Origin of the sequence: Streptomyces sp. NBC_01244 (assembly GCF_035987325.1) — a bacterium.
Lineage (GTDB): Bacteria > Actinomycetota > Actinomycetes > Streptomycetales > Streptomycetaceae > Streptomyces.
In genome coordinates this window covers 2,634,239-2,656,135 of the sequence record NZ_CP108488.1, presented here as the reverse complement: position 1 = coordinate 2,656,135, position 21,897 = coordinate 2,634,239, and the positions used below count along the sequence as shown (strand labels likewise).

20 protein-coding genes are annotated in these 21,897 nt (G+C 73.9%); 13 read left to right on the top strand and 7 right to left on the bottom strand.

Annotated features, from left to right (window positions below; all coding sequences use genetic code 11):
• The first annotated feature begins 59 nt into the window (after positions 1-59).
• Together OG247_RS11710 and OG247_RS11705 are read left to right on the top strand one after the other, a co-directional pair.
• Positions 60-200 carry an SPW_0924 family protein gene (locus tag OG247_RS11710; protein ID WP_250744997.1) on the top strand — a complete coding sequence of 47 codons (141 nt, stop codon included), beginning with the start codon at positions 60-62 and terminating at the stop codon, positions 198-200.
• Positions 201-214: 14 nt separating this feature from the next.
• Complete coding sequence (locus OG247_RS11705) at positions 215-1,192, top strand: DUF3068 domain-containing protein (protein ID WP_327252174.1); 978 nt, start codon at positions 215-217, stop codon at positions 1,190-1,192.
• Here OG247_RS11705 and OG247_RS11700 read toward each other — a convergent pair.
• Both OG247_RS11700 and OG247_RS11695 read right to left on the bottom strand, forming a co-directional pair.
• Positions 1,182-3,803 carry an ATP-dependent RNA helicase gene (locus OG247_RS11700; RefSeq protein WP_327257432.1) on the bottom strand — a complete coding sequence of 874 codons (2,622 nt, stop codon included), beginning with the start codon at positions 3,801-3,803 and terminating at the stop codon, positions 1,182-1,184. The two genes, OG247_RS11705 and OG247_RS11700, sit on opposite strands and share 11 nt — an antisense overlap.
• A 19-nt stretch (positions 3,804-3,822) precedes the next feature.
• Complete coding sequence (locus OG247_RS11695; RefSeq protein WP_327252173.1) at positions 3,823-4,683, bottom strand: class I SAM-dependent methyltransferase; 861 nt, start codon at positions 4,681-4,683, stop codon at positions 3,823-3,825.
• Positions 4,684-5,041: 358 nt separating this feature from the next.
• Here OG247_RS11695 and rpsA point away from each other — a divergent pair, with 358 nt between their 5' ends.
• The 5 genes from rpsA (at position 5,042) to OG247_RS11670 (ending at position 9,999) form a co-directional block, all read left to right on the top strand.
• Positions 5,042-6,559, top strand: a complete 1,518-nt coding sequence (gene rpsA / locus OG247_RS11690; RefSeq protein ID WP_243338283.1) for a 30S ribosomal protein S1 — start codon at positions 5,042-5,044, stop codon at positions 6,557-6,559.
• A 218-nt stretch (positions 6,560-6,777) separates the two neighbouring features.
• Positions 6,778-7,716, top strand: coding sequence for a PAC2 family protein (locus OG247_RS11685; RefSeq protein WP_266909595.1), 939 nt, complete (start codon positions 6,778-6,780; stop codon positions 7,714-7,716).
• A 61-nt stretch (positions 7,717-7,777) separates the two neighbouring features.
• Entirely contained in the window at positions 7,778-8,386 is a 609-nt protein-coding gene (coaE, locus tag OG247_RS11680) for a dephospho-CoA kinase (RefSeq protein WP_327252172.1), read from the top strand.
• 223 nt (positions 8,387-8,609) lie between these two features.
• The gene (locus OG247_RS11675) at positions 8,610-9,545 is read left to right on the top strand and encodes an alpha/beta hydrolase (RefSeq protein WP_327252171.1); all 936 of its coding nucleotides are present in this window, start codon (positions 8,610-8,612) and stop codon (positions 9,543-9,545) included.
• A gap of 58 nt (positions 9,546-9,603) precedes the next feature.
• Positions 9,604-9,999 carry a tetratricopeptide repeat protein gene (locus OG247_RS11670; RefSeq protein ID WP_327252170.1) on the top strand — a complete coding sequence of 132 codons (396 nt, stop codon included), beginning with the start codon at positions 9,604-9,606 and terminating at the stop codon, positions 9,997-9,999.
• 32 nt (positions 10,000-10,031) lie between these two features.
• On the opposite strand, the gene OG247_RS11665 is transcribed toward OG247_RS11670, so the two are convergent.
• A complete protein-coding gene (locus OG247_RS11665; RefSeq protein WP_327257431.1) occupies positions 10,032-10,289 on the bottom strand; it encodes a DUF6343 family protein in 258 nt (85 codons plus the stop codon).
• A gap of 76 nt (positions 10,290-10,365) precedes the next feature.
• A complete protein-coding gene (locus tag OG247_RS11660; protein ID WP_327252169.1) occupies positions 10,366-11,031 on the bottom strand; it encodes a hypothetical protein in 666 nt (221 codons plus the stop codon).
• Positions 11,032-11,178: 147 nt separating this feature from the next.
• On the opposite strand from OG247_RS11660, the gene OG247_RS11655 reads away from it, so the two are divergent.
• The 3 genes from OG247_RS11655 to OG247_RS11645 all read left to right on the top strand — a co-directional run bounded on the left by OG247_RS11655 (position 11,179) and on the right by OG247_RS11645 (position 16,999).
• Positions 11,179-12,534 (top strand): helix-turn-helix domain-containing protein, encoded by a 1,356-nt coding sequence (locus OG247_RS11655; protein ID WP_327252168.1) that lies wholly within the window; start codon positions 11,179-11,181, stop codon positions 12,532-12,534.
• A gap of 383 nt (positions 12,535-12,917) precedes the next feature.
• Positions 12,918-15,794: a DEAD/DEAH box helicase gene (locus OG247_RS11650; RefSeq protein ID WP_327252167.1), complete on the top strand. Its 2,877-nt coding sequence runs from the start codon at positions 12,918-12,920 to the stop codon at positions 15,792-15,794.
• Positions 15,791-16,999, top strand: coding sequence for an SWIM zinc finger family protein (locus OG247_RS11645; RefSeq protein WP_327252166.1), 1,209 nt, complete (start codon positions 15,791-15,793; stop codon positions 16,997-16,999). Before OG247_RS11650 ends, OG247_RS11645 begins: the two co-directional genes overlap by 4 nt.
• Here the strand turns inward: OG247_RS11645 and OG247_RS11640 are convergent.
• On the bottom strand, positions 16,980-17,525 hold the full coding sequence (locus OG247_RS11640; protein ID WP_327252165.1) for a hypothetical protein: 546 nt from the start codon (positions 17,523-17,525) through the stop codon (positions 16,980-16,982). The genes OG247_RS11645 and OG247_RS11640 overlap by 20 nt on opposite strands.
• A gap of 163 nt (positions 17,526-17,688) precedes the next feature.
• On the opposite strand from OG247_RS11640, the gene OG247_RS11635 reads away from it, so the two are divergent.
• A complete protein-coding gene (locus OG247_RS11635; RefSeq protein ID WP_327252164.1) occupies positions 17,689-18,402 on the top strand; it encodes a chaplin in 714 nt (237 codons plus the stop codon).
• Here OG247_RS11635 and OG247_RS11630 read toward each other — a convergent pair.
• Positions 18,395-19,069, bottom strand: coding sequence for a DUF2293 domain-containing protein (locus OG247_RS11630; protein ID WP_327252163.1), 675 nt, complete (start codon positions 19,067-19,069; stop codon positions 18,395-18,397). The two genes, OG247_RS11635 and OG247_RS11630, sit on opposite strands and share 8 nt — an antisense overlap.
• Positions 19,070-19,209: 140 nt before the next feature.
• Here OG247_RS11630 and OG247_RS11625 point away from each other — a divergent pair, with 140 nt between their 5' ends.
• Positions 19,210-19,599: a cupin domain-containing protein gene (locus OG247_RS11625; RefSeq protein WP_327252162.1), complete on the top strand. Its 390-nt coding sequence runs from the start codon at positions 19,210-19,212 to the stop codon at positions 19,597-19,599.
• Positions 19,600-19,627: 28 nt separating this feature from the next.
• On the opposite strand, the gene OG247_RS11620 is transcribed toward OG247_RS11625, so the two are convergent.
• Positions 19,628-21,073: a WGR domain-containing protein gene (locus OG247_RS11620; protein ID WP_327252161.1), complete on the bottom strand. Its 1,446-nt coding sequence runs from the start codon at positions 21,071-21,073 to the stop codon at positions 19,628-19,630.
• 92 nt (positions 21,074-21,165) lie between these two features.
• On the opposite strand from OG247_RS11620, the gene OG247_RS11615 reads away from it, so the two are divergent.
• On the top strand, positions 21,166-21,864 hold the full coding sequence (locus tag OG247_RS11615; RefSeq protein WP_327252160.1) for a uridine kinase: 699 nt from the start codon (positions 21,166-21,168) through the stop codon (positions 21,862-21,864).
• Positions 21,865-21,897: the final 33 nt, after the last annotated feature.

The following is a 21,897-nucleotide window of genomic DNA, read 5'->3' as shown; positions in this document are numbered from 1 at the left end:
CACCCGCATTGCTACGGTGCCACCGCCCTGACGACCAATCAGATTCCGGAGGCCCCGGCATGCGCGCATTCGTCGCCGCCGCCAGCGGTCTCGTCCTCGCGGCGCTCCTCGTCTTCGCCATCACGGCGACGGGGGCGCCGGAAGGCAAGACCTCACCGAAGCCCCTGCTCACCACCGCGCCCGCCGCGCCCGGAAAGTAGAGGAGGGCCCGGCCATGCGACGCAGAGCAAGCCTCGTCCTGCTAGCCGTAGCCGTGTTCTGTGCAGCTCTCGCGCCGCTGCTGCGCTGGTACGCGTACCCCAGGCTCGCGAAGATCCCGCCGAGCCAGTACCAGGAGATGGTGCTGGAGGCGAAGGACGCGACCCTCATCGACTACGCCACCATGCAGCCGAAGAAGGTCTCCAAGGTCACCATCGTCCAGACCCTCAAGGGCAACGTCGAGGCGTCGAAGGAGATCGAGGCCAGCGCCGGCAAGGACGTCGTGGTCTGGGACACGCTGACCCACATCATGGGTCCGGACGGGAAGATGGTGTCCCAGATCCCCGAGCGCTACATCTTCGACGCGCACAGCCAGGACCCGGTGCACGCCACCGGCGAGGCGGTGGACGGGGACCCGGTCAGGCGCGAGGGCATCGAGTTCAAGTGGCCGTTCTTCACCGAGCCGCGCGACTACCTCTACTTCGACCAGCAGACCCGCACCTCCTCGCCCATCCACTACGTGGGGCCGCGCACGTTCAAGGGCGTGGACGTCTACTACTTCGAGCAGACCGTTCCCTGGACGAAGGTCGGGCTGCCGAAGAAGATGCCCTTCGAGGGGATCGACCCGGCGACGTTCGAGCAGACCACCGGGACCAGCCTCTGGTACACGACCAAGGCGAAGTTCTGGGTCGACCCGGTGACCGGTGCGCCCGTCAACGCCGAGCAGGAGATCCAGCAGGAGATGCGCGGCGGGAGCATCGCGGGCAGCGCGCCCGACGGAAAGCTCACCGTCTTCGCCGGGCACGTGAAGATCCGCGAGGACTACAGCGACTACACCGTCGACCTCGTCAAGTCGAACCGGATCATGGTCCTCGCGCTGCACACGTACGCCCCGATCGGCCTGGCGGCCGGCGGGCTCGCGCTCTTCGGACTCGCCCTGCTGCTGGAGGCGCGCAGCCGGCGCCCCGGGCGCGAGGGGCCGCTCAGCGCTTGAGCCGGGCGTTGGTGTGCCGGGTGGGCTCGGCCGTCGCCGGGTCCTCGGGCCACGGGTGCTTGGGATAGCGGCCGCGGAGCTCGGCGCGGACGGCGCGGTAGCCGCCCTGCCAGAACGAAGCCAGGTCGGCGGTGACCGCGGCGGGACGGCCGGCGGGCGACAGGAGATGGACGAGTACGGGGACCCCCGCGATCCGGGGGGTTTCGGCCAGCCCGAACAGTTCCTGGAGCTTGACCGCGAGTACGGGCTGCCCGTGCTCGGCGGCGTAGTCGACGCGGATCCGCGAGCCGCTCGGCACCTCGATCCGCTCGGGGGCCAGCTCGTCGAGCCGGGCGGCCTCCCCGGTGGCCCAGGGGAGCAGCCGGTTCAGCGCCTGCCCGGCGTCGATCCGCGCGAGGTCGCCGCGGCGCCGGGCCCGCGACAGCTCGGGCTCCAGCCAGTCGTCGGCCCGCTCCAGCAGCTCCCCGTCGTCCGCCACGTCGGGCCAGGGCGGGCCGAGCGTGCGGTGCAGGAAGCCGAGCCGCGCCCGGAGCGCCTGCGCGTCCGGGGTCCAGCGCAGCAGGCCGAGCCCATCGGTGCGCAGCCCGTCGAGCAGTGCGGCCCTGACGAGGTCCCGGTCGGGGTCGCGCAGGGGCCGCGCGGCGAGCTCGATGGCACCGAGGCGGGTGACCCGGCGGGCCACGAGGTCGCCGTCCTCCCAGTGCACCTCTTCGCCCTCGCGGAACAGGTGGCCCGCCGCCGTGCGGGCGGTCTCCTCGTCGAGGAGGGCCCCGAGGCGGACGCGGGCGGAGGCGGAGTGCGGGGGCCTGTCGGCGACTGCGATCGCCAGCCAGGGCGCGCTGCGCAGGCCGGATCCCTCGCCGAGCTCGGCCCCGGTCCCGGAGGCCATGAGGAAGGCCCCCTGGCCCTTGGCCCTGGCGACCCGCTCCGGGAACGCCAGCGCGGCCACGAGCCCGGCGGCGGCGTCGTTGGGGAGGTTGCTTTCCCCCACCCCGCCCCTTCCCGAAACCGGGGCTCCGCCCCGGACCCCGTACGTGCGCTGCGCGGGGTCCGGGGCGGAGCTCCGGGAATCGGGAAGGGGCGGGGTGGGGGAAAGCCCCGCAGGGTCCCGCTCCGCAGCCGCGCGTTCCAATCGCTTGGCCTCCGCCCGCCAGCGGGATCCGTAGCTGTCGCCGCCCGCCAGGGCCCGCCGCCAGGCCGCGGCCAGGTCGTCGCCGTACTCCCGCGGCGGCTCCTCGCTGAGCAGGGCCACCAGTTCCGCCGCCCGCCGGGGGCCCAGCGCGGCGGAGCCGTCGAGCAGGGCCCGGGCGAGGCGCGGGTGCAGGCCGAGCCGGGCCATCCGCAGCCCCCGCGGGGTCGGCCGCCCCGCCGGGGACACCGCGCCCACGGCGAGCAGCACCTCCCGCGCCGCGGCCATGGCTCCGGCCGGCGGCGGATCGAGCAGGGCCAGGCCGGTCGCGTCCGGGTCGCCCCAGCAGGCGGCCTGGAGGGCGAACTGCGCGAGGTCCGCGATCCGGATCTCGGGGGAGGGGTACGAGGGCAGCCGCCCGTCCTCCGCTTCGGCCCAGCAGCGGTACACCGTGCCGGGGGCCTCGCGCCCGGCCCGGCCCGCGCGCTGGCGGCCGGCTGCGCGGGACGCCCGTACGGTGGCCAGCGCTCCCAGGCCCCGGGCGTGGTCGACCCGGGGTTCGCGGGCCAGCCCCGAGTCCACGACGATCCGTACGCCGGGCACGGTCAGGCTGGACTCCGCGACGGCGGTGGAGAGGATGACCCGGCGGTGCGGCGCGGGGGACAGCGCCGCGTCCTGGACGGAGGCGGGCGCGCGGCCGTGTATCTGGAGGACCTCCGCGTCGGCCGCGCCGAGCTGCCCGGCGACCCGGGCGATCTCACCGACGCCGGGCAGGAAGCAGAGGATGTCGCCGGAACGTTCCGCCAGTGCCCGCCGCACCACCGAGGCCACGTGCGTGAGCTGCGCCGGATCCACCCGCATCCCGTGCGGGGGCCGCACCGGGCGGGCCGGCGGGGCCCACACGGTCTCCACCGGATGGGAGACCCCGGCAGCTTCCACGACGGGCGCGTCCCCCAGGAGGCGGGCCCAGCCGGCCGCGTCCGTGGTCGCCGAGGCCGCGAGGAGCCGCAGCTCCGGGCGCAGGGTCTCCCGTACGTCCAGGAGGAAGGCGGCGACGGTGTCGGCGTCCAGGTGCCGCTCGTGGCACTCGTCCAGGATCACCAGGTCGGTCCCGGAGAGCTCCTGGTCGCGCTGGAGCCGCTGGAGCAGCACCCCGGTGGTGACCACCTCGACCACGGTGGACGGTCCGACCGTCCGCTCGCCGCGCACCGTGAAGCCCACGGAGGCGCCGACCTGCTCGCCGAGCAGCCAGGCCATCCGGCGGGCCGCCGCGCGGGCGGCGATCCGGCGGGGTTCGGCGACGACGATCCTGCGGCGCGGCCCGCCTCCCACCAACCCCGCCAGTACCAGCGGCACCAGCGTGGTCTTGCCGGTGCCGGGCGGGGCGCAGAGCACGGCGGCGCCGTGGGCGTCGAGCGCCGAGACGAGCGCGGGCAGGGCTTCCCGTACGGGAAGGGCGTCGAGGTCGGCCGTACGGATCACGCGCTGTCCCGTCACCTGCTCAGTCCCGCTCGCACACGAAGATCGCCGTACCGGGGATGAGGTTGCCGCGCAGCGGGGACCAGCCGCCCCACTCCTGGCTGTTCCACGCGGGCCACTCCGGCTCGACCAGGTCGACGAGGCGGAAACCGCCCGCGACCACGTCCCGTACCCGGTCGCCGATCGTGCGGTGGTGCTCCACATATACGGCGCGGCCCTGCTCGTCCTGTTCGACGTACGGGGTGCGGTCGAAGTAGGAGGCGGCGACGGACAGCCCCTCGGGGCCCGGCTCGTCGGGGAAGGCCCAGCGGACGGGATGGGTGACGGAGAAGACCCAGCGGCCGCCGGGGCGCAGGACGCGGCGCACCTCGCGCATGACGTTCACGGGGTCGGCGACGAAGGGGACGGCCCCGTAGGCGGAGCAGGCGAGGTCGAAGGAGGCGTCGCGGAAGGGGAGGCGCCCGGCGTCGGCCTCGATCAGCCGGGCCGCCGGCACATCGCTGCCGCCGATCCGCAGGGCGTGCTGGAGCTGGCGGTGGGAGAGGTCCAGGGCGACGGGGCGGGCGCCCTGGGCGGCCAGCCAGCGGGAGCACTGGGCGGCGCCGGCGCCGATCTCCAGGACGTCCTTGCCCTTGAGGGAGGCGGCGGGCCCGAGGAGGGCCGCTTCCGCCTCGTCCAGGCCCTCGGGTCCCCAGACGAAGCGGTCGTCGCCGAGGAAGGCGCCGTGCTCGCTCTGGTACTCGTCGGCGTTGCGGTCCCACCAGCCCCGGCTCGCCCGGCTGCTCTCCGCTTCCCCCGCGTCACGCCGCGTGGCCTCGGAATCGTCTTCGGTGGCCGATCCGGCTTCGTACGCCTCTTCGGGGGCGCAGTCCTCTTGGTTCATGGGGCCCGTCGTCGTAGTCTGCGAATGTCTGCGGAAAGCGGGCGGGAAGGGCCATCGGCGCCTGCCCGCCCACTAATTGTGCCGGTTGTGCGGTGATCCGCCCGGGGTGTGCGCCTTCGCGCATTGACCCTGTCCGGCTGCCCCCGTATGCTACAAGTTGCGCTGCGAGCCTGTGCTCCTCAGACCTAGCAGGCTGCGCTTGTATCTGTCGATGTCCCCTCGGTTTTCGAGGCCCCCACCCCGCATTTCGCGGAACTGGGGCTTCCTTGGCTGTCCGGCTTCTTCGGCAGATGCCGATAAGGGCTCCCGGCGTAGCAGTACCTACGACTTTCTGTCCGTAACCGGAGCCCTTACCCACATGACGAGCAGCACCGAGACCACCGCCACCACCCCGCAGGTTGCGGTCAACGACATCGGTGACGAGGCCGCGTTCCTCGCCGCGATCGACGAGACGATCAAGTACTTCAACGACGGCGACATCGTCGACGGCGTCATCGTGAAGGTCGACCGTGACGAGGTTCTCCTCGACATCGGTTACAAGACCGAGGGCGTCATCCCGAGCCGCGAGCTCTCGATCAAGCACGACGTCGACCCGAACGAGGTCGTCAAGGTCGGCGACGAGATCGAGGCTCTTGTTCTCCAGAAGGAGGACAAGGAAGGCCGTCTGATCCTGTCCAAGAAGCGTGCGCAGTACGAGCGCGCCTGGGGCACGATCGAGAAGATCAAGGAAGAAGACGGCATCGTCACCGGTACCGTCATCGAGGTCGTCAAGGGTGGACTCATCCTCGACATCGGCCTCCGTGGCTTCCTTCCGGCCTCCCTCGTCGAGATGCGTCGCGTCCGCGACCTCCAGCCCTACGTGGGCAAGGAGCTCGAGGCGAAGATCATCGAGCTGGACAAGAACCGCAACAACGTGGTCCTGTCCCGCCGCGCCTGGCTCGAGCAGACCCAGTCCGAGGTTCGCCAGACGTTCCTCACCACCCTGCAGAAGGGTCAGGTCCGCTCCGGCGTCGTTTCCTCGATCGTCAACTTCGGTGCCTTCGTGGACCTGGGTGGCGTCGACGGTCTCGTTCACGTCTCCGAGCTGTCCTGGAAGCACATCGACCACCCGTCCGAGGTTGTCGAGGTCGGCCAGGAAGTCACCGTCGAGGTCCTCGACGTCGACATGGACCGCGAGCGTGTCTCCCTGTCGCTGAAGGCGACGCAGGAAGACCCGTGGCAGCAGTTCGCCCGGACGCACCAGATCGGTCAGGTCGTCCCGGGTAAGGTCACCAAGCTGGTTCCGTTCGGTGCGTTCGTCCGCGTGGACGAGGGCATCGAGGGTCTGGTCCACATCTCCGAGCTGGCCGAGCGCCACGTGGAGATCCCGGAGCAGGTCGTCCAGGTCAACGACGAGATCTTCGTCAAGGTCATCGACATCGACCTCGAGCGTCGCCGGATCTCGCTGTCCCTGAAGCAGGCCAACGAGTCCTTCGGTGCCGACCCGGCCTCGGTCGAGTTCGACCCGACCCTCTACGGTATGGCTGCCTCGTACGACGACGCGGGCAACTACATCTACCCCGAGGGCTTCGACCCCGAGACCAACGACTGGCTCGAGGGCTTCGACAAGCAGCGCGAAGCCTGGGAGGGCCAGTACGCCGAGGCGCAGACGCGCTTCGAGCAGCACCAGGCTCAGGTCATCAAGAGCCGCGAGGCCGACGAGGCCGCCGCTGCCGAGGGTGCGGCCGCTCCGGCCGCGGGCAGCAGCAGCAGCGCCGGTGCGGGCATCTCGGGTGGTTCGTACTCCTCCGAGGGTGCGGACGAGACCTCTGGCGCCCTGGCGTCCGACGAGGCCCTCGCCGCGCTCCGCGAGAAGCTGGCCGGCGGCCAGAGCTGATCGCAGCAGCACGGTGTGAGCCGAGCTGATCTTCACCGGTAAGGCCCGTCCCCTCAGGGGGGCGGGCCTTACCGCGTTGTGCGGCCGTGCCGCGCGTTCCTGTGAACGCCGCCTCGTGAACACCGCCTCGTGAATACGGTCAGAACCGTCAACTGGGGAATGGTCACGGTTCCTTGGACGTTCTTGCCAGAGAACGCGGCGGAGGAGGAGTGGTGGCAGTGCTTGATCCACAGGGTTTGTACGAATGGGACGCCAAGGGCCTGGCGGTGGCCGACTTGGCGCTCGCCCAGGACTCGGCCGGGCTGGTCATGCTCTACCACTTCGAGGGGTACATAGACGCGGGTGAAACCGGCGAGCAGATCGTCGAGCGGCTGCTCGACACGCTGCCCCACCAGGTCGTGGCCCGGTTCGACGCGGACCGTCTGGTGGACTACCGGGCGCGCCGTCCGCTGCTGACGTTCCAGCGCGACCACTGGACGGAGTTCGAGGAACCCCTGCTCGAGGTGCGCCTCGTCCAGGACGCCACGGGCGCACCCTTCCTGCTGCTGTCCGGCCCCGAGCCGGACGTGGAGTGGGAGCGCTTCTGTGTCGCCGTCCGGCAGATCGTCGAGCGCCTGGGCGTGCGGCTCTCCGTCAACTTCCACGGCATCCCCATGGGCGTCCCCCACACCCGGCCCGTCGGGATCACCCCGCACGGCAACCGGACCGACCTCATGCCGGGTCACCGCAGCCCCTTCGACGAGGCCCAGGTCCCCGGCAGCGCCGAGTCGCTGGTCGAGTTCCGGCTCGGTCAGGCCGGGCACGACGTACTGGGCGTCGCCGCCCACGTACCGCACTACGTGGCGCGCTCCCCGTATCCCGACGCCGCGCTGACCGCCCTGGAGGCCATCACCGCCGCGACGGGGCTGGTCCTGCCGTCGGTCGCGCACGCGCTGCGCACCGAGGCGCACCGCACGCAGACGGAGATCGACCGGCAGATCCGGGAGGGCGACGAGGAGCTGGTCAGTCTGGTGCAGGGGCTGGAGCACCAGTACGACGCGGCGGCCGGCGCCGAGACCCGGGGCAACATGATCGCGGAGCCCGCGGAGATTCCGTCGGCGGACGAGATCGGCCTCGAGTTCGAGCGGTTCCTCGCGGAGCGCGAGGGCGAGGGCTGAGGTACCGCCCCGGGCAGGGGGTCCGTACGGGCCCCAGGACGCGGGGGCTAGTCTGCCGGGCATGTTGAAAGTTGGCCTGACAGGCGGAATCGGCGCCGGCAAGAGCGAGGTCTCGCGGCTGCTGGCGGGGTACGGGGCGGTCGTCGTGGACGCCGACCGGATCGCGCGGGAGGTCGTGGAGCCGGGTACGCCCGGGCTCGCGGCGGTGGTGGAGGCCTTCGGGGAGTCCGTACTGGCTCCCGGAGGCGGGCTGGACCGGCCGAAGCTGGGGTCGATCGTGTTCGCCGACCCGGCGAAGCTGCGGATCCTCAACGCAATCGTGCACCCGCTGGTCGGGGCCCGGTCCGCGGAGCTCGAAGCGGCCGCGGGGCCCGACGCGATCGTGGTGCACGACGTACCGCTGCTCGCGGAGAACGGGCTCGCTCCCCTGTACGACCTGGTCGTCGTCGTGGACGCGGCGCCCGCCACGCAGCTCGCGCGGCTCACGGGGCTGCGGGGCATGGAGGAGCCGGAAGCCCGGGCCCGGATGGCCGCGCAGGCCACGCGCGAACAGCGGCTGGCCGTGGCCACGCTCGTGATCGACAACGACGGGCCGCTGGAGGCGCTGGAGCCGCAGGTGCGCAAGGTGTGGGAGGAGCTCACGGCGCGGGCGGCGGGCGGCGGGGAGTGACCGGGGCCGCGTGACCGGAGCCGTGTGAAGGGGACCCTGTGAAGGGGGCCGCGGCCGCGTGACGCTGATCGCGACAGCCGGCCGCTGCTCGCCCGACGGCCGGCCTCCGGTGGCGGCGTCCGGTGGCGGCGTCCGGGGCGTGACCGCACGATGCGAGACACGGAGCCGATCCGCCGCTCCCTCCAGCGCTCCGGGCGCGTCCCGCCGAAGAAGGGTGCCGCGCATGCCCGTCGACCCGTCCATCGCCGCCGTACTCGACCAGGTCAACGCCCACCCCGCCCCCCGGGTCATCGACACCGATCCCGAGGTGCTGCGCGAGGCGAACCGCGCGATGGGCGCCGGCTTCGCACTGCCGGAGGCGATCGAGGTCGGCTCGGTGGAGGACACCGCCGTCCCCGGACCCGCCGGACGGATCCCCGTCCGCGTCTACCGGCCCGAGGGCGGCGGACCCGTTCCCACGGTGGTCTTCTTCCACGGCGGCGGCTGGCTCACCGGAGACCTCGACACCCATGACGACGTCACCCGGCGGATGTGCCGCGACGTGAACGCCGTGGTCGTGGCCGTCGACTACCGGCTGGCCCCCGAGCACCCCTTCCCCGCCGCCTACGACGACTGCCTCGCCGCCGCCCACCACGTCGCCGACCACGCCGACGACTACGGAGGCCGCCGCGACCGCCTCGCCGTGGCCGGTGACAGCGCCGGAGGCAACCTGGCCGCCGCCGTCGCCCTCACCTTCCGCGACGAAGGCCGACCGCTCGCCGCGCAACTGCTGGTCTACCCCGCCACCGACTTCGTCGGCGACCACCCCTCACGCACCGAGAATGCCACCGGCTACGTCCTGCGCACCCAGGACGTCCTGGATCTCCAACACCTCTACGCGGGCGACGACCCCGCCGTACGCGGCTCCTTCCGGGTCTCCCCGCTGCGCGCCGAGAAGTTCACCGGCCTCGCCCCCGCGGTCATCGGCACCGCCCGTTACGACCCCCTGCGCGACGAGGGCAACGCCTACGCCGAAGCCCTCACCGACGCCGGCGTGGACGTCTTCGCCCGTACCTACGACGGACTGATCCACGCCTTCCTCAACCTCTTCCCCGTCTCCCCGGCCGCCGACGCCGCCGTCACCGAGCTGTACGCCCAACTCAAGGAGCGGCTCGGCTGACGGAATAGCGGGCGGCGTGCGAGGCGTTGAACGCGCCTGTAGAGGGAAGGAACAGACCGTGTCCGACACCACGCCGCAGCTCCCGCCGCCCCCTCGGTCCCCGTCGCCCGAGACGCACGTCATCGACTACCGGGCCGCGGAGCAGCTCCTCGCCGCGCGCGACCCGCGCGGTGCGGTGAAGCTGCTCGACTCGGTCATAGCCGCCCACCCGGAGAACACGGCGGCCAGGCTGCTGCGCGCCCGGGCCTTCTTCGCCGCCGCCCAATTGCGGCCGGCGGAGCTGGAGTTCGAGATCGTGCTGGAGCGGGAGCCGGACAACGCGTTCGCCCACTTCGCGCTGGCCCGCACCCACGAGCGCGCCGGCCGCCCGGACCAGGCCCGCAAGCACTTCCGCCTCGCGGCCGCCCTGGACCCCCAGCCGGACTACCTGGCGGCGGCCCGCTTCGAGAAGTAGCCCGCAGGGCTCGGGGCCTGCGACGGCAGGCCCTAGTGGCCCGGGGGCTCGTACGGGGGGATGTCGCGGCCCGGCTGGTAGTGCGGGCCCTGGTGGATGCGGCGGAGCACCACGGCCAGGTCCACGGCCGCGAGCACGGCGACGGCGGCGCAGGCCGCGGCCCACCCGGGCCGGGCGGCGAGCGAGAACGCCGCCGCCCCGGCACCGGACCAGATCAGCCCCCACAGGCTCAGCCAGAAGCGCAGCCGCAGCGCGCTGCGGGCGGTCACCGGCTCGTTTCCGCTGCGCATGGCCATCGCCGCCTCGACGTCGTCGCCCACCCCGGCTTCCCCGTCCCTTCCATGGTCCCACCGGGGGCGCGGAGCGTCAGGGGTTGAGCTTGTTCACGGCCCTGACGGTCGTCTTCTTGAAGGCCGGGACGGGTGCCTCGTGCAGGTACCCCATCTGCCCCCACCTCACGAACGTCACCGTGGAGCCGTCGCGCCCGATGCCGAACAGGTGGACGCCGGGCTCGGACTCCGGCATGGAGGTGTGCACCCCGTAGACGTGCGCGCCCTCCTCGACGCTGAGCTTCCCGTAGTCCTGCCAGGAGGCCGTACCGCCCGGGGTCTTGCGCAGCCAGTCGGCGGCGCAGGCCGCCACCTTGCGCTCCAGGGCCGCCTTGAGCTTGATGGCCGCGGCGCTGGAGGACGTACGTACGGACACCTGTACCGCGTTCGTGTCGAACTCGGTGCCGAAGTCGCGGTACCAGCTCCCGGTGGCGGGGAGCACGCCGTCCGCGCAGAACGGCGCGAACTCGGGCAGCCCCTTGGTGACCTTCCCGGCGTACCAGGCGGAGCCGGGGTGCGGGGGCAGGTCGGTGCCCGCCAGGAAGCCGGGCGCGGTGACGGCGGCCGTGGAGGTGGTGGAGGCGGCGAGGACGAGGGCGGTGGCGGCGGCCGCGGTGGCCGCGAGGACGGCGGCGGTCCGGGCGGTCCGGGCGGTCCGGGTGGGTCCGGTGGATCGGGCGGATCGGGCGGTGCGTCGGAACATGGTCGGTTCTCCCCGTGTGGTTCGTGACGGTGCGGTGGTGTCTCTGGAGAAGGCTGTACCCCGGCTCGGGCCCCCGCCGACGTTTCGGGACGAACTCGGGACGGTGGAACGGCCGTACGCACCGCCATCTGCGGGAACATCGTTGGCATGGAACGGAACTCCGGGACGGGGAGATCGGCCGAGGCGCAGGCGTTCGCGCGGTCGATGAGGGAATTGAAGGAGCGGAGCGGGCGGAGCTACGGGGCCCTCGCGCGAGGGCTCCACACGAGCACGTCGACCCTGCACCGGTATTGCAGCGGTGAGGCGCTGCCCGCGGAGTTCGCGGTGGTGGACCGCTTCGCGCGGGCCTGCGGGGCGACTCCGGCGGAGGCGGTGGAACTGCACCGGGCCTGGCTGCTGGCGGATGCCCGGCGGCGCGCGGTCTCGGTGGTGGTGGAGGAGGCGGCGGAGGCGGTGGGGGCGTCGCCCGCGGATGAGGGGGGCCGGGAGGACCCGGAGGCCGGCCCGGAGGAGGTGGCCGCGGATCCCGATGTTCCGGGGGCGCCGCTGCCGCGCCGGTCCGGGCGCCGGCTGCGGCTGGCCGGGGTGGCGGCCGCCGCGGTCGTGGCCCTCGCGGTGGGCGTCTGGTGGCTTCCGCAGACGGGTCCGGACCACCGGGCACCCCAGGCCGCACCGACGGCGCCGGTGGGGGCCACGGGGACGGCCGGGGCCACGGGGACGGCGGCGACGGCCGGGCCGACGGCGTCGGAGACTGCGCCGGGAGGGACCGGGCCCGCGGCGACGCCCACGGTGACCGGGCCGGGGGCGGGCCCTACGGGCGCTTCGGCGGGCGCGACGGGAGCGCCGGCGCCGACCGGGCCCGCCGCGACGGGCGGCCCCACACCGGCCTCCCCGCCCCTGCGCGCGGCCGTACGGTCGCACGTGTGGGCGGCGGCCTGCGACCACGCGTACCTGGCCCAACCGGCGCCCTCGGCGGTGCCCCCGCCCCCGGTGGAGGCGGACGCGCCGGCCTGGGCGGCGGGGCGCAAGGCCGTCCACGCGGGGACGCAGATCGTGGAGATCACCCTGCTGGGCACGGGGTCGGCCGCAGTGGTCCTGGAGGACCTGGAGGTACGGGTGGCCGGGCGCCGGTCCCCGCTGGCATGGAACGTCTATGAGATGTCGCAGGGCTGCGGCGGAGGGCTCACCCCGGCCGGCTTCGCGGTCAACCTGGACGCATCACGCCCACTGGCCCGGCCGGTGGCCGGCAACAACGAGGGAGAGAAGATCGAAGCCCCCGCCTTCCCGATCCGGGTCTCGGCCGCCGAACCGGCCGTCCTGCGGGTGGTGGCGAGCAGCACCGGCTGCGACTGCGACTGGTCCCTCGACCTCCATTGGAGCGGCCCCACCGGCTCCGGCACCCTCCGCCTCGACGAGGCCGGCCGGCCCTGGCGCATCTCCGCCGTCTCCTCGGACCGGCCGGTGTACGGGTACGCAACCGAACAGGGCCGCTGGGCCCGCTGACCGCCGGGCGGGAGCACCGCCCGTACCGGCCGCCCCGCGGCGCTCCCGGGCCGCGGGGCCGCGGACGGCCGTGCTGCCGGGCCGTAGGACCGCCGAGCCGCCGGGGCTGCGGGGCTGCGGCACCGGCGTGCTGCCGTGCTGCCGGGCCGCGGCGCTGCCGTACCTGCCGGTCCGCGGGCGGCCGAACCGCCGTGCTGCCGGGCTGTCGTGCGCCGTGCCGTCGTACCTCTGGAGCGCCGGGCCGCCGGGTTCCCCGGTCTCCGGGTCTCCGGGCTTCGGGGAAGACGCAGCTCAGCGGCATTGTCAGTGCCCCCGCCTAGACTCGACGCAGACGGGATCCGTCTGACCGTGGAGACCGCGGAGACCGCGAGAGGGGGGACACGATGGCCACGCCGACGACGCGGCACGCACCGGCGCAGCCGCCCGCGCCCGGGTCCGGCCTGGCGCGGCACGCCGCCGTGTTCCTTCCCGCAGCCGTGCCCCGCGAGAGCCGCATCGCGTTCTGGGCCCCCGACGGGGACCCGCTGCCCGCCGAAGGCGCCCCGGACACGCTCCAGGTGGTCCGCCCCCATGGCGAGGGCGTCCGTACCCGCACGGTGCCCGCCGCCACGCTGACGGTCACCGCCGCCCTGCCCGTGCTCGTCCGCGCGGTCCGCAGGCCCGGCACCCACCCCGCGACCCGCGCCTGGGGGACCGCCGCCGTCCAGGCGCTGTCCCTCGTCGCGCGGGGCCGGCTGCTGCCCGGGCTGACCCCCGAAGGTGTCGACGCCTGGCGGGCCGGGCCCCTGGACGCCGAGGACATCGCGCATCTGCGCGCGGTCGCCGCCGCCCTGCCCCACGAGGGGTACGCCACCCCGCTCGCCGGACGCCGCCCGCTCCATCTGCCCGAACCGGAGGCGCTGGTCAGGGCGTTCCTCGATGCCGTCGCCGACAGCCTGCCCCGCACCCCGGCGGCGCCCTTCGCCGCGGGCCGGCCGTTCGCGGCCCGCGAGCCACAGCAGGTCCCGGGGATGCGGGACTGGGCCGCGCAGGTGGCCTCGGGCGCGGACACCGGAGTCGGGATCTCGCTCCGCCTCGACCTGTCCTCCTTCCGCCTCTTCGACGAGGCCGAGAGCGGGACGGAACCGGGGGAGGACCTGCGCCGCGCCGGGGCCGCCGTCGTCCAGGTGCACAGCCTCGCCGACCCGACCCTGGTCACGGACGCCTCGATGCTCTGGGCGGGCGCCGCCGCGGCCGGCTTCGGACCCCGTGCCCGGATCGACGCCGTCCTCGCGCTGCGCCGGGCGGCCCGGGTGTGGCCGCCGCTGCTGCGGCTGCTCGACCAGCCGGTTCCCGACGTGCTGGCCCTCTCGGACCCCGAGCTCGAAGACCTGCTGGGCCGGGCCGCGACCCGGCTGGCGGAGGCCGGAGTCCCGGTCCACTGGCCGCGCGAGCTGGCTCGTACGTTGTCCGCGACCGCGGTCGTACGGTCCACCGCGCCCGGTTCCGCCACCGACGGCACCGCCTTCTTCGACGCCGAGCACCTCTTCGCCTTCTCCTGGGAACTGGCGCTCGGCGGGGACCGGCTCACCCCGGGGGAGATGGACGCGCTCGCGCAGGCCCACCGGCCCGTGGTGCGGCTGCGCGACCAGTGGGTGCGGGTCGATCCGGAGCTGGTGCGCAAGGCGCGCAAGCGGGAGCTGGGTCTGCTGGACCCGGTGGACGCGCTGGCCGCCGTACTGACGGGGACCGCCGAGGTCGAGGGGGAGCCGGTGGCCGCGGTGCCCGTGGGGGCGCTGGCCGCCCTGCGGGACCGGCTGACCGGAGAGCTGGCGCCGCTGCCCCAGCCGGCCGGGCTCAAGGCCACCCTGCGCGACTACCAGGCCCGCGGTCTGGCCTGGCTGGACCTGATGACCTCGCTCGGACTCGGCGGCTGCCTCGCCGACGACATGGGCCTGGGCAAGACCGTCACCCTGATCGCGCTCCACCTGCACCGCGATCGCCCCGAGCCGACGCTGGTGGTCTGCCCGGCCTCGCTGCTGGGCAACTGGCAGCGGGAGATCGAGAGGTTCGCCCCCGGTACGCCGGTGCGCCGCTTCCACGGTGCCGGCCGCAGCCTCGAAGGACTGTCCGACCAGCCCGCCGGGGGATTCGTCCTCACCACCTACGGAACCATGCGCGCGGGAGCGGCCCGGCTGGCCGAGCAGCCCTGGGGCATGGTCGTCGCGGACGAGGCCCAGCACGTCAAGAACCCGCACTCGGCGACCGCGAAGGCGCTGCGCACGATCCCGGCGCCCGCCCGGGTGGCGCTGACCGGCACCCCGGTGGAGAACAACCTCTCCGAGCTGTGGGCGCTCCTCGACTGGACCACGCCCGGACTGCTCGGCCCGCTCACCGCGTTCCGGGCCCGGCACGCCCGGCCCGTGGAGCACCAGACCGAGGAGGACGGGGGCAACGAGGCCGCGGTCGCCCGACTGGCCGCGCTGGTCCGGCCGTTCCTGCTGCGGCGCAAGAAATCCGATCCCGGGATCGCCCCCGAACTGCCGCCGAAGACGGAGACCGACCACCCCGTCTCCCTCACCCGCGAGCAGGCCTCCCTCTACCAGGCGGCGGTCGACGAGGCGATGGCGGTGATCGGCGCGAGCGAGGGCATCGAGCGGCGCGGCATGATCATGAAGCTGCTGGCCTCGCTCAAGCAGATCTGCAACCACCCCGCCCAGTATTTGAAGGAAGAAGAGCCGCGGATCGCGCACCGTTCCGGGAAGCTGGCCCTCCTCGACGAGCTGCTCGACACGATCCTGGCCGAGGGTGGCTCGGTGCTGGTCTTCACGCAGTACGTGACGATGGCCCGGCTCCTCGAGCGCCACCTGACGGCGCGCGGGATCTCCCACCAACTGCTGCACGGGGGCACGCCCGTTCCGCGCCGAGAAGAGCTCGTGGACCGGTTCCAGGCGGGCGAGGTGCCCGTGTTCCTGCTCTCCCTCAAGGCGGCCGGCACCGGCCTCAACCTCACCCGGGCCGGGCACGTCATCCACTACGACCGCTGGTGGAACCCGGCCGTCGAGGAACAGGCCACCGACCGCGCCTACCGAATCGGCCAGACCCAGCCCGTCCAGGTCCACCGCATCATCGCGGAGGGCACCGTCGAGGACCGGATCGCCGAAATGCTGGAGGCGAAGCGGGCACTGGCCGATGCCGTGCTGGGCTCCGGCGAGACGGCGCTGACCGAGCTCACCGACCGCGAGCTGGCCGACCTCGTCTCCCTGCGGAGGCCCGGATGATCACCGCGCGCGACGACCGCCGCCGCACCTTCGAGACCGTGCCGCCGGGGGTGGAGGCCGTCAGCTGGTGGGGCCGGGCCTGGGTGTCCGCCCTGGAGGAGGTGGCCCGCGACGGAGCCCGCCTGACCCGGGGGCGGACGTACGCCGCCGAGGGCCACGTCGACGCCGTCACCGTCACCCCGGGCCGGATCGTGGCCTACGTACGGGGCAGCCGGCCGCGACCGTACCGCACCGAGCTGTCCCTGCCCGCCTTCTCGGACACCGAGTGGAGCGAGCTGCTGGAATCGGTGGTCGCCGATCCGACGGCGCTCGCCGCACTGCTGGAGCGGGAGGTCCCGGAGTCGCTCTCCGAGTCGGTCCTGCCCGGTGCGGGGGAGCTCGTGCCGCGCTGCTCCTGCCCGGACGTCGCCCGACCGCCCTGCAAGCACGCCGCGGCCCTCTGCTACCGCGCGGCCCGGCTCCTGGACGCCGACCCCTTCGTCCTGCTCCTGCTGCGCGGCCGCGGCGAGCGGGAGCTGCTCGAGGAGCTCACCCGCCGCAACGCCGCCCACGCCGCGCGCGAACAGCCCGACGGGACGCCGGACTTCCCCGGGGTACCGGCCCGCGCCGCGCTCGTACGCACCGTGCTGCCGCCGCTGCCCGCTCCGCTGGCGGCGCCCTCCGCCGTCGGGATGCCGCCCGCGTATCCGGCCGACCCGGCGGCCCCGGACCCGCTCGCCCTGGACCAGCTCGCCGCGGACGCGGCCGCCCGCGCCCTGGCGCTGCTGCGCACCGCCGAGGATCCGATGGGCGGGCTGAGCCGCTGGCAGGACGCCGTCCGGCTGGCCTCGGCCCACCCCACGGCCGGGCTCACCGGCGCCGCCCGCACGCTCTACCGCGAGCTGGCCCGCGCCACGGGACGCAGTACCACCGACCTGGCCCGGGGAGCGGCCGCCTGGAGGCAGGGCGGTCTGTCCGCCCTGCTCGCGCTCGAAGAGCCCTGGGACCCGCCCGCGGGCCCCTTCGACCGGGCCCGCCCGGCTCTCCTCGCCGCCGCCCAGGGCTCGTTCCGCCCCGACCGCAACCGGCTCACGGGCGCCGGCCGGCAGCTCCGGCTCGGCCGGGACGCCCTCTGGTACTCCTACGAGAACCGCCTGGGTGACGACGACTGGTGGCCGACGGGCCGCCGCCCCTCAGCGGATCCGGTCACGGCCCTGCTGGGCTGAGCCCGGCCGCCCAGCGGTCGAGGGTGGTGAAGTCCTGTGGGCGCAGGCCGTGGCGGGGGTGGATGCGCAGGAGCAGGGCCGGGGCCGGGTGGTGGGCGGCGACCCAGGCGCGGTCCCGGGGCGTGATCAGGTCGTCGACCCAGGCGAAGGGGCGGCCGGCCGCCCATTCCACGAGCGGGCGGGTCTTCCAGAAGAGGCCGTCGGGGTCGCGGCTGAAGGGTTCCGGCCATTCGATGACAGGAAGATCAGCGGGTAGTCCGATGTGCGGGGAGATCAGCGTGTTGGCCTCGTGCGTCCAGGCGGTGGCCCAGGCGATCTCGTAGGGCAGGGCCAGCAGCCGGGCGCCGTGGGCCGGGTGCAGGCGCACCCGCACCCCGCGCCTGGCGCTGCGGGATTCCGGTGCGCGGTAGGACAGCCAGATGCTCGGACGCATCCGGTGGCTGGTGTATCCGCGGAGCCCCGCGAGGCGGGACCGGAACGGGTTGAGGGGGCCGTCCACGTCGAGGAGGAGCAGTGGGCGAGTCATGAAGTAGGGATTACCCAGTACACGATGGAGTGAAATGCCTACCGGCCCTATAACCCGAATGGGGTTACGGCGTTGTTTCCGGTACGGGTGCAAGGCCCGTGGACCCTTCCGGAAGGCAGGAAATCTGATGCGTCACAGTCGTCGGAATGGCTTGATCGCGGCGGTGGTTGCGGGGGGTGGACTCGCGGTCGCGGGTGCGGGTGGCTTCGCCTACGCCGACGCGGAGGCGGGCGGGCAGGCCGTGCGTTCGCCGGGGGTGTTGTCGGGGAACCTGCTGCAACTGCCGGTACACGCCCCGGTGAACGTGTGCGGCAACACCGTGAGCGTGGTGGGCGTGCTCAACTCGGCGGCCGGGAACCGGTGCGTCAACGCGGACCGGGGCGCCGGGCAGCAGGGCAAGCCGGGTCATCCCGGGTCGCGGCCGTCCGACCGCTCGCACCCCTCGAAACCCGGCGCCGGAAACGGTGCGGGGAACGGCGGGCGCAGTGGTCACGACGGGGACGGCGGGCAGGGAGGGCCCGGCCGGGGTGCGGTGGCCGATGGGCGCGGAAAGGATTCTCCGGGGCTGCTCTCCGGCAATGGGCTCCAGCTCCCCGTCCAGGTACCGGTCAACATCAGCGGCAACTCGGTGAGCGTCGTCGGCGTCGGCAACCCCTCCGTGGGCAACACCTCGGTCAACGGTTCGACCCCGGTCGTCGGCCGGCCCGTCCGGCCTCCCGTCGCCGTGCGGCCGGTCGCCCCGCAGACCCCGCCCGCCACGCCCCGGGGTCCCGCGCTCGCCCACACCGGGGCCGAGAACGTCGGCTACCTGCTGTCCGGCGGCGGCGCCATGCTGCTCGGCGGAGTGCTGCTCTACCGGCGCTTCCGGCTCAACTAGCCTGCGCGGGCGCCTCGGAAGCCGCCCGCCAGCCGTCCAGGATCGCGTCGATCCGGGGCGCCAGCCGGGCCCGGGCCGCGAACCGGGGCACGCCCCCCATCAGCAGGGCGTCGTACTCGGTGTCGAGGTGCCGCACGGCCGCCCGTACCGCCGCGTACACGGCGGGCGGGTCCAGAGCCCGGCCGGCCGCACTGCGGCCCACCCGGCCGCTGCCGCGCACCGAAGCGTGCGCGGCGATGGCCTGGGCCCGGTCGGAGGGGCACCCGGGGAACAGGCGCAGGATCTCGGCGGCGAAGGCCGCCGTGAACCGGGTGTCCTCGGCCGCCCGGCGCAGCCGGTCGCGCTCCCGGCGGCGGGCCCGTGCCTCGGCGTCCGCGAGGCAGGCCCGCTCGGCTCGGGCCAGGGCCGCGTCCTCGACGAGGATTCCCATGCGCTCGTAGCGGCGGCGGCGCCGGTGGAAGCGGACCACGACGGCGGACAGCGAACTGGCCTCGTGGGCCCTCCGGGTGAGGGCGGTGTCGCCGCGCGGCAGGTAGAGCAGGTGTCCGAGGTCGGCGCAGTCCAGGCAGCGGGGCACGCCGGCCTCGCGGACGACTCGGCGCAGTGGTCCCTGCCTGCACTCCGCGCAGTGGATCTGCTTCGTCGACTCGAAAACGACCAGGCTCATGTCGAAGTGATACCGCCGTTCAGGCCGTATATCACCTTGTAAGTATGGGTACTTGCGGTTTCACGGAGTCTTCCCTGACCTCATGGTGTCCTCCTACCGTGAGTCGAGTGGGCCGCGGCCGGTCCATGGAGGAGGGAAACATGGCTGGACGGCAGGCGACGGCCGGGCGCCCGAGGGTTGCGGGCAGGCGTCCGAAAGCGGAGGTGGCCTCCGACCTCGTGGTGAGAGAGGTCGAGATAGAGCCCGGAGGCTGCACCGGCTGGCACTACCACCGCGTCCCGTTGATGGCGGTGGTCAAGTCCGGCACCCTGACCCGGATCCTGCGCGACGGTACGGTCGAGGTGCATCACACCGGCACCAGCTTCGTCGAGCCCGCCGGCCGGCGCCACGTCCACCTCGGCCGCAACCTGGGCACCGAGCGGGTCGTGCTCTGTGTGACCGCCGCCCTCGCCGAGGGCGACCCCTTCGCGCACCCCGCCGAGGCTCCGCCCGGGGCCACGCCGTGCGCGTGCCCCACGCGGACGCGATGAGCTCCGGCCCCGTGAACCAGGGCGCCGCTCAGACGAGCCGGCGGATCTCCCCGCGCACGCGGTAGAAGCCTCCGGCCGCCGGGTGCAGGCCGTCCACCACGTACCGGGCGCCGGGCTCCCGTATCCCGCGGGGGAACTGCACGTTCCACGAGGGCTCGAAGCCGCCCGACACCACCTGCACGCGCATCCGCTGGCCCTGCTGCACGCACTCGACGACCACACCGCCCGCGGGCACGGAGGACACGGACACCGTCGCCACCGCGGCGGGAGTGGCGGCCGGGGTGAAGACGGGCAGGGCGGCCGCCGACTTCACGTCCACGGCCGTCGGCACCGACCCTTCCCGGGCGGCCGCGATCGCGGCCTCGGTCGCGTCCACGCACACCAGCGAACCGTCCGTGGTCACCAAGTACAGCCGTTCGTCCAGGTACTGCATGGACAGAGCGGCCCCGCTGCCGGTGCCCAGCTTCCACAGCCGCCGCCCGTCGGCGTCGAAGCAGTACACGGACGAGGCCAGGTCGCCGGCGAAGACGTGCCGGCCGTCCGGCGAGGTCGCGCAGGAGTAGACCGCCGCGTCGCACCGGTACGAGGCCTCCAGCGCGCCCGTCGCTTTCGACAGCCGCTGCACCGTGTTGCGGCCGGTCCCCGCGTACACCGCGTGGTCCTCCTGCCAGCCGAACAGGACCGACCCGTTGGTCGGTGTGTGCCACAACTGCCCGCTGCCGTCCGGGGCGTAGGCCGTGACCCCCTTGCTGTGGCCGTGGTAGACCGCCCTCTCGTCCGCGCGCACCATCCACGCGTTCTCGCCGGCCGAGCGCCGCGACCACTGGAACTCGTCCTCGTGGTCGATGACCGTCAGCCCGCCGCTGCGGTCGGACACGTTCAGCACGCCCTCGCGGATGTCGAGCCAGAAGATGTCCACGTCGGCCGCGATGTCGTACGCCCCGAACGGAACCTTCGAGGACAGGTCGTACACCGTGCCGTCGTCACAGCCCGCGTAGATCCAGAACTCGTCCGCCACCAGGCACTTCACCCCGTCCGGCAGCGAGTACCGGGCCAGCACCTCACCGTCGTGGCTCACCGTGTAGACGTCCCCGGCCTGGTTGCCCACCCAGCAGCGGTCCTCGTCCACATGGATCCCGAAGGCGGAGGACCCCGTACGGAACCGCCACAGCACCGGGGCCACCGCGCGTGCGGTGGACGGGGTCGAGGTCACCTGGCGCCGCGTCACCGACCGGGCCGCGCGTGCTCCCCGCACCGCCGGGGCGTAGCCCTTGCGGACCTTCTCCCCGACCTTCTTGGCGGCGGCCGCCCGTGCCTTCTCGGCGGTCGGGAAGGAGGAGCTCTGCAGCTGGCCGTCCGCGCCGATGCGTCCGTACCGCACGGAGACGGCGGTGCCGTCGACGGTGACCTCGTAGAACTTGTGGGCACCGCCGTCCTCCTGGGACAGCTCCAGATACGTCGTCTCCCGAGCCATGACAGACCCCTCCCCAAGGCCGGGCCGCCGGCCCCCTGTGCGCCGGTGATCCCTCTTGAAAAACGTTAGGGGCCACCACTGACAATGGGCTGGTGCAGCTGGAAGCGATCACATGGCAGCGGATGGCCGAGCGGCTCGCCGGTCACCTCGACGACAGCGAGAAGGACGGTGAGAAGGACAGCGAGAAGGACGGCGGCAAGGACGAGGCCGGCCCGGAGGGCCGATGGCGGCGCGTGGGCATCGACGGGGCGCCCGCCGCCCGCACCGGCGTCCTCGCCGCGGAACTCGCCGACGCGCTGCGCCTGCGCGGGCGTTCGGTCCTGGTCGTGGCGGCCGAGGGGTTCCTGCGCCCGGCCTCCCTCCGCTTCGAGTTCGGCCGCGAGGACGTGGACTCCTACCTCGACGGCTGGTACGACACGGCGGCGCTCTGGCGGGAGGTCTTCGGCCCGACCGACCCCGGCGGCACCGGCCGGGTGCTGCCCGACCTCTGGGACCCGGCCACCGACCGGGCGACCCGCAGCCCCTACGCCGAACTCCCGGCCGGCGGCGTGCTCGTCGTGCACGGCCCGCTGCTGCTGGGCCACTGGTTCCCCTTCGACCTCAGCATCCACATCGGCCTCTCCCCGGGCGCGCTCGCCCGCCGCACCGAGGAGTCCGCCCGCTGGACCCTCCCCGCCTTCGCGCGGTACGAGGCCGAGACCGGCCCGGCGGACCGGGCAGACGCCCTGGTCCGGGCCGACGATCCGCGCCACCCCGCCTGGACGGGCCTGCGCCCGGGGCGCACCGACTGACTCCGCGGGGCCGCCGCGCGTACGTCCGCGTAC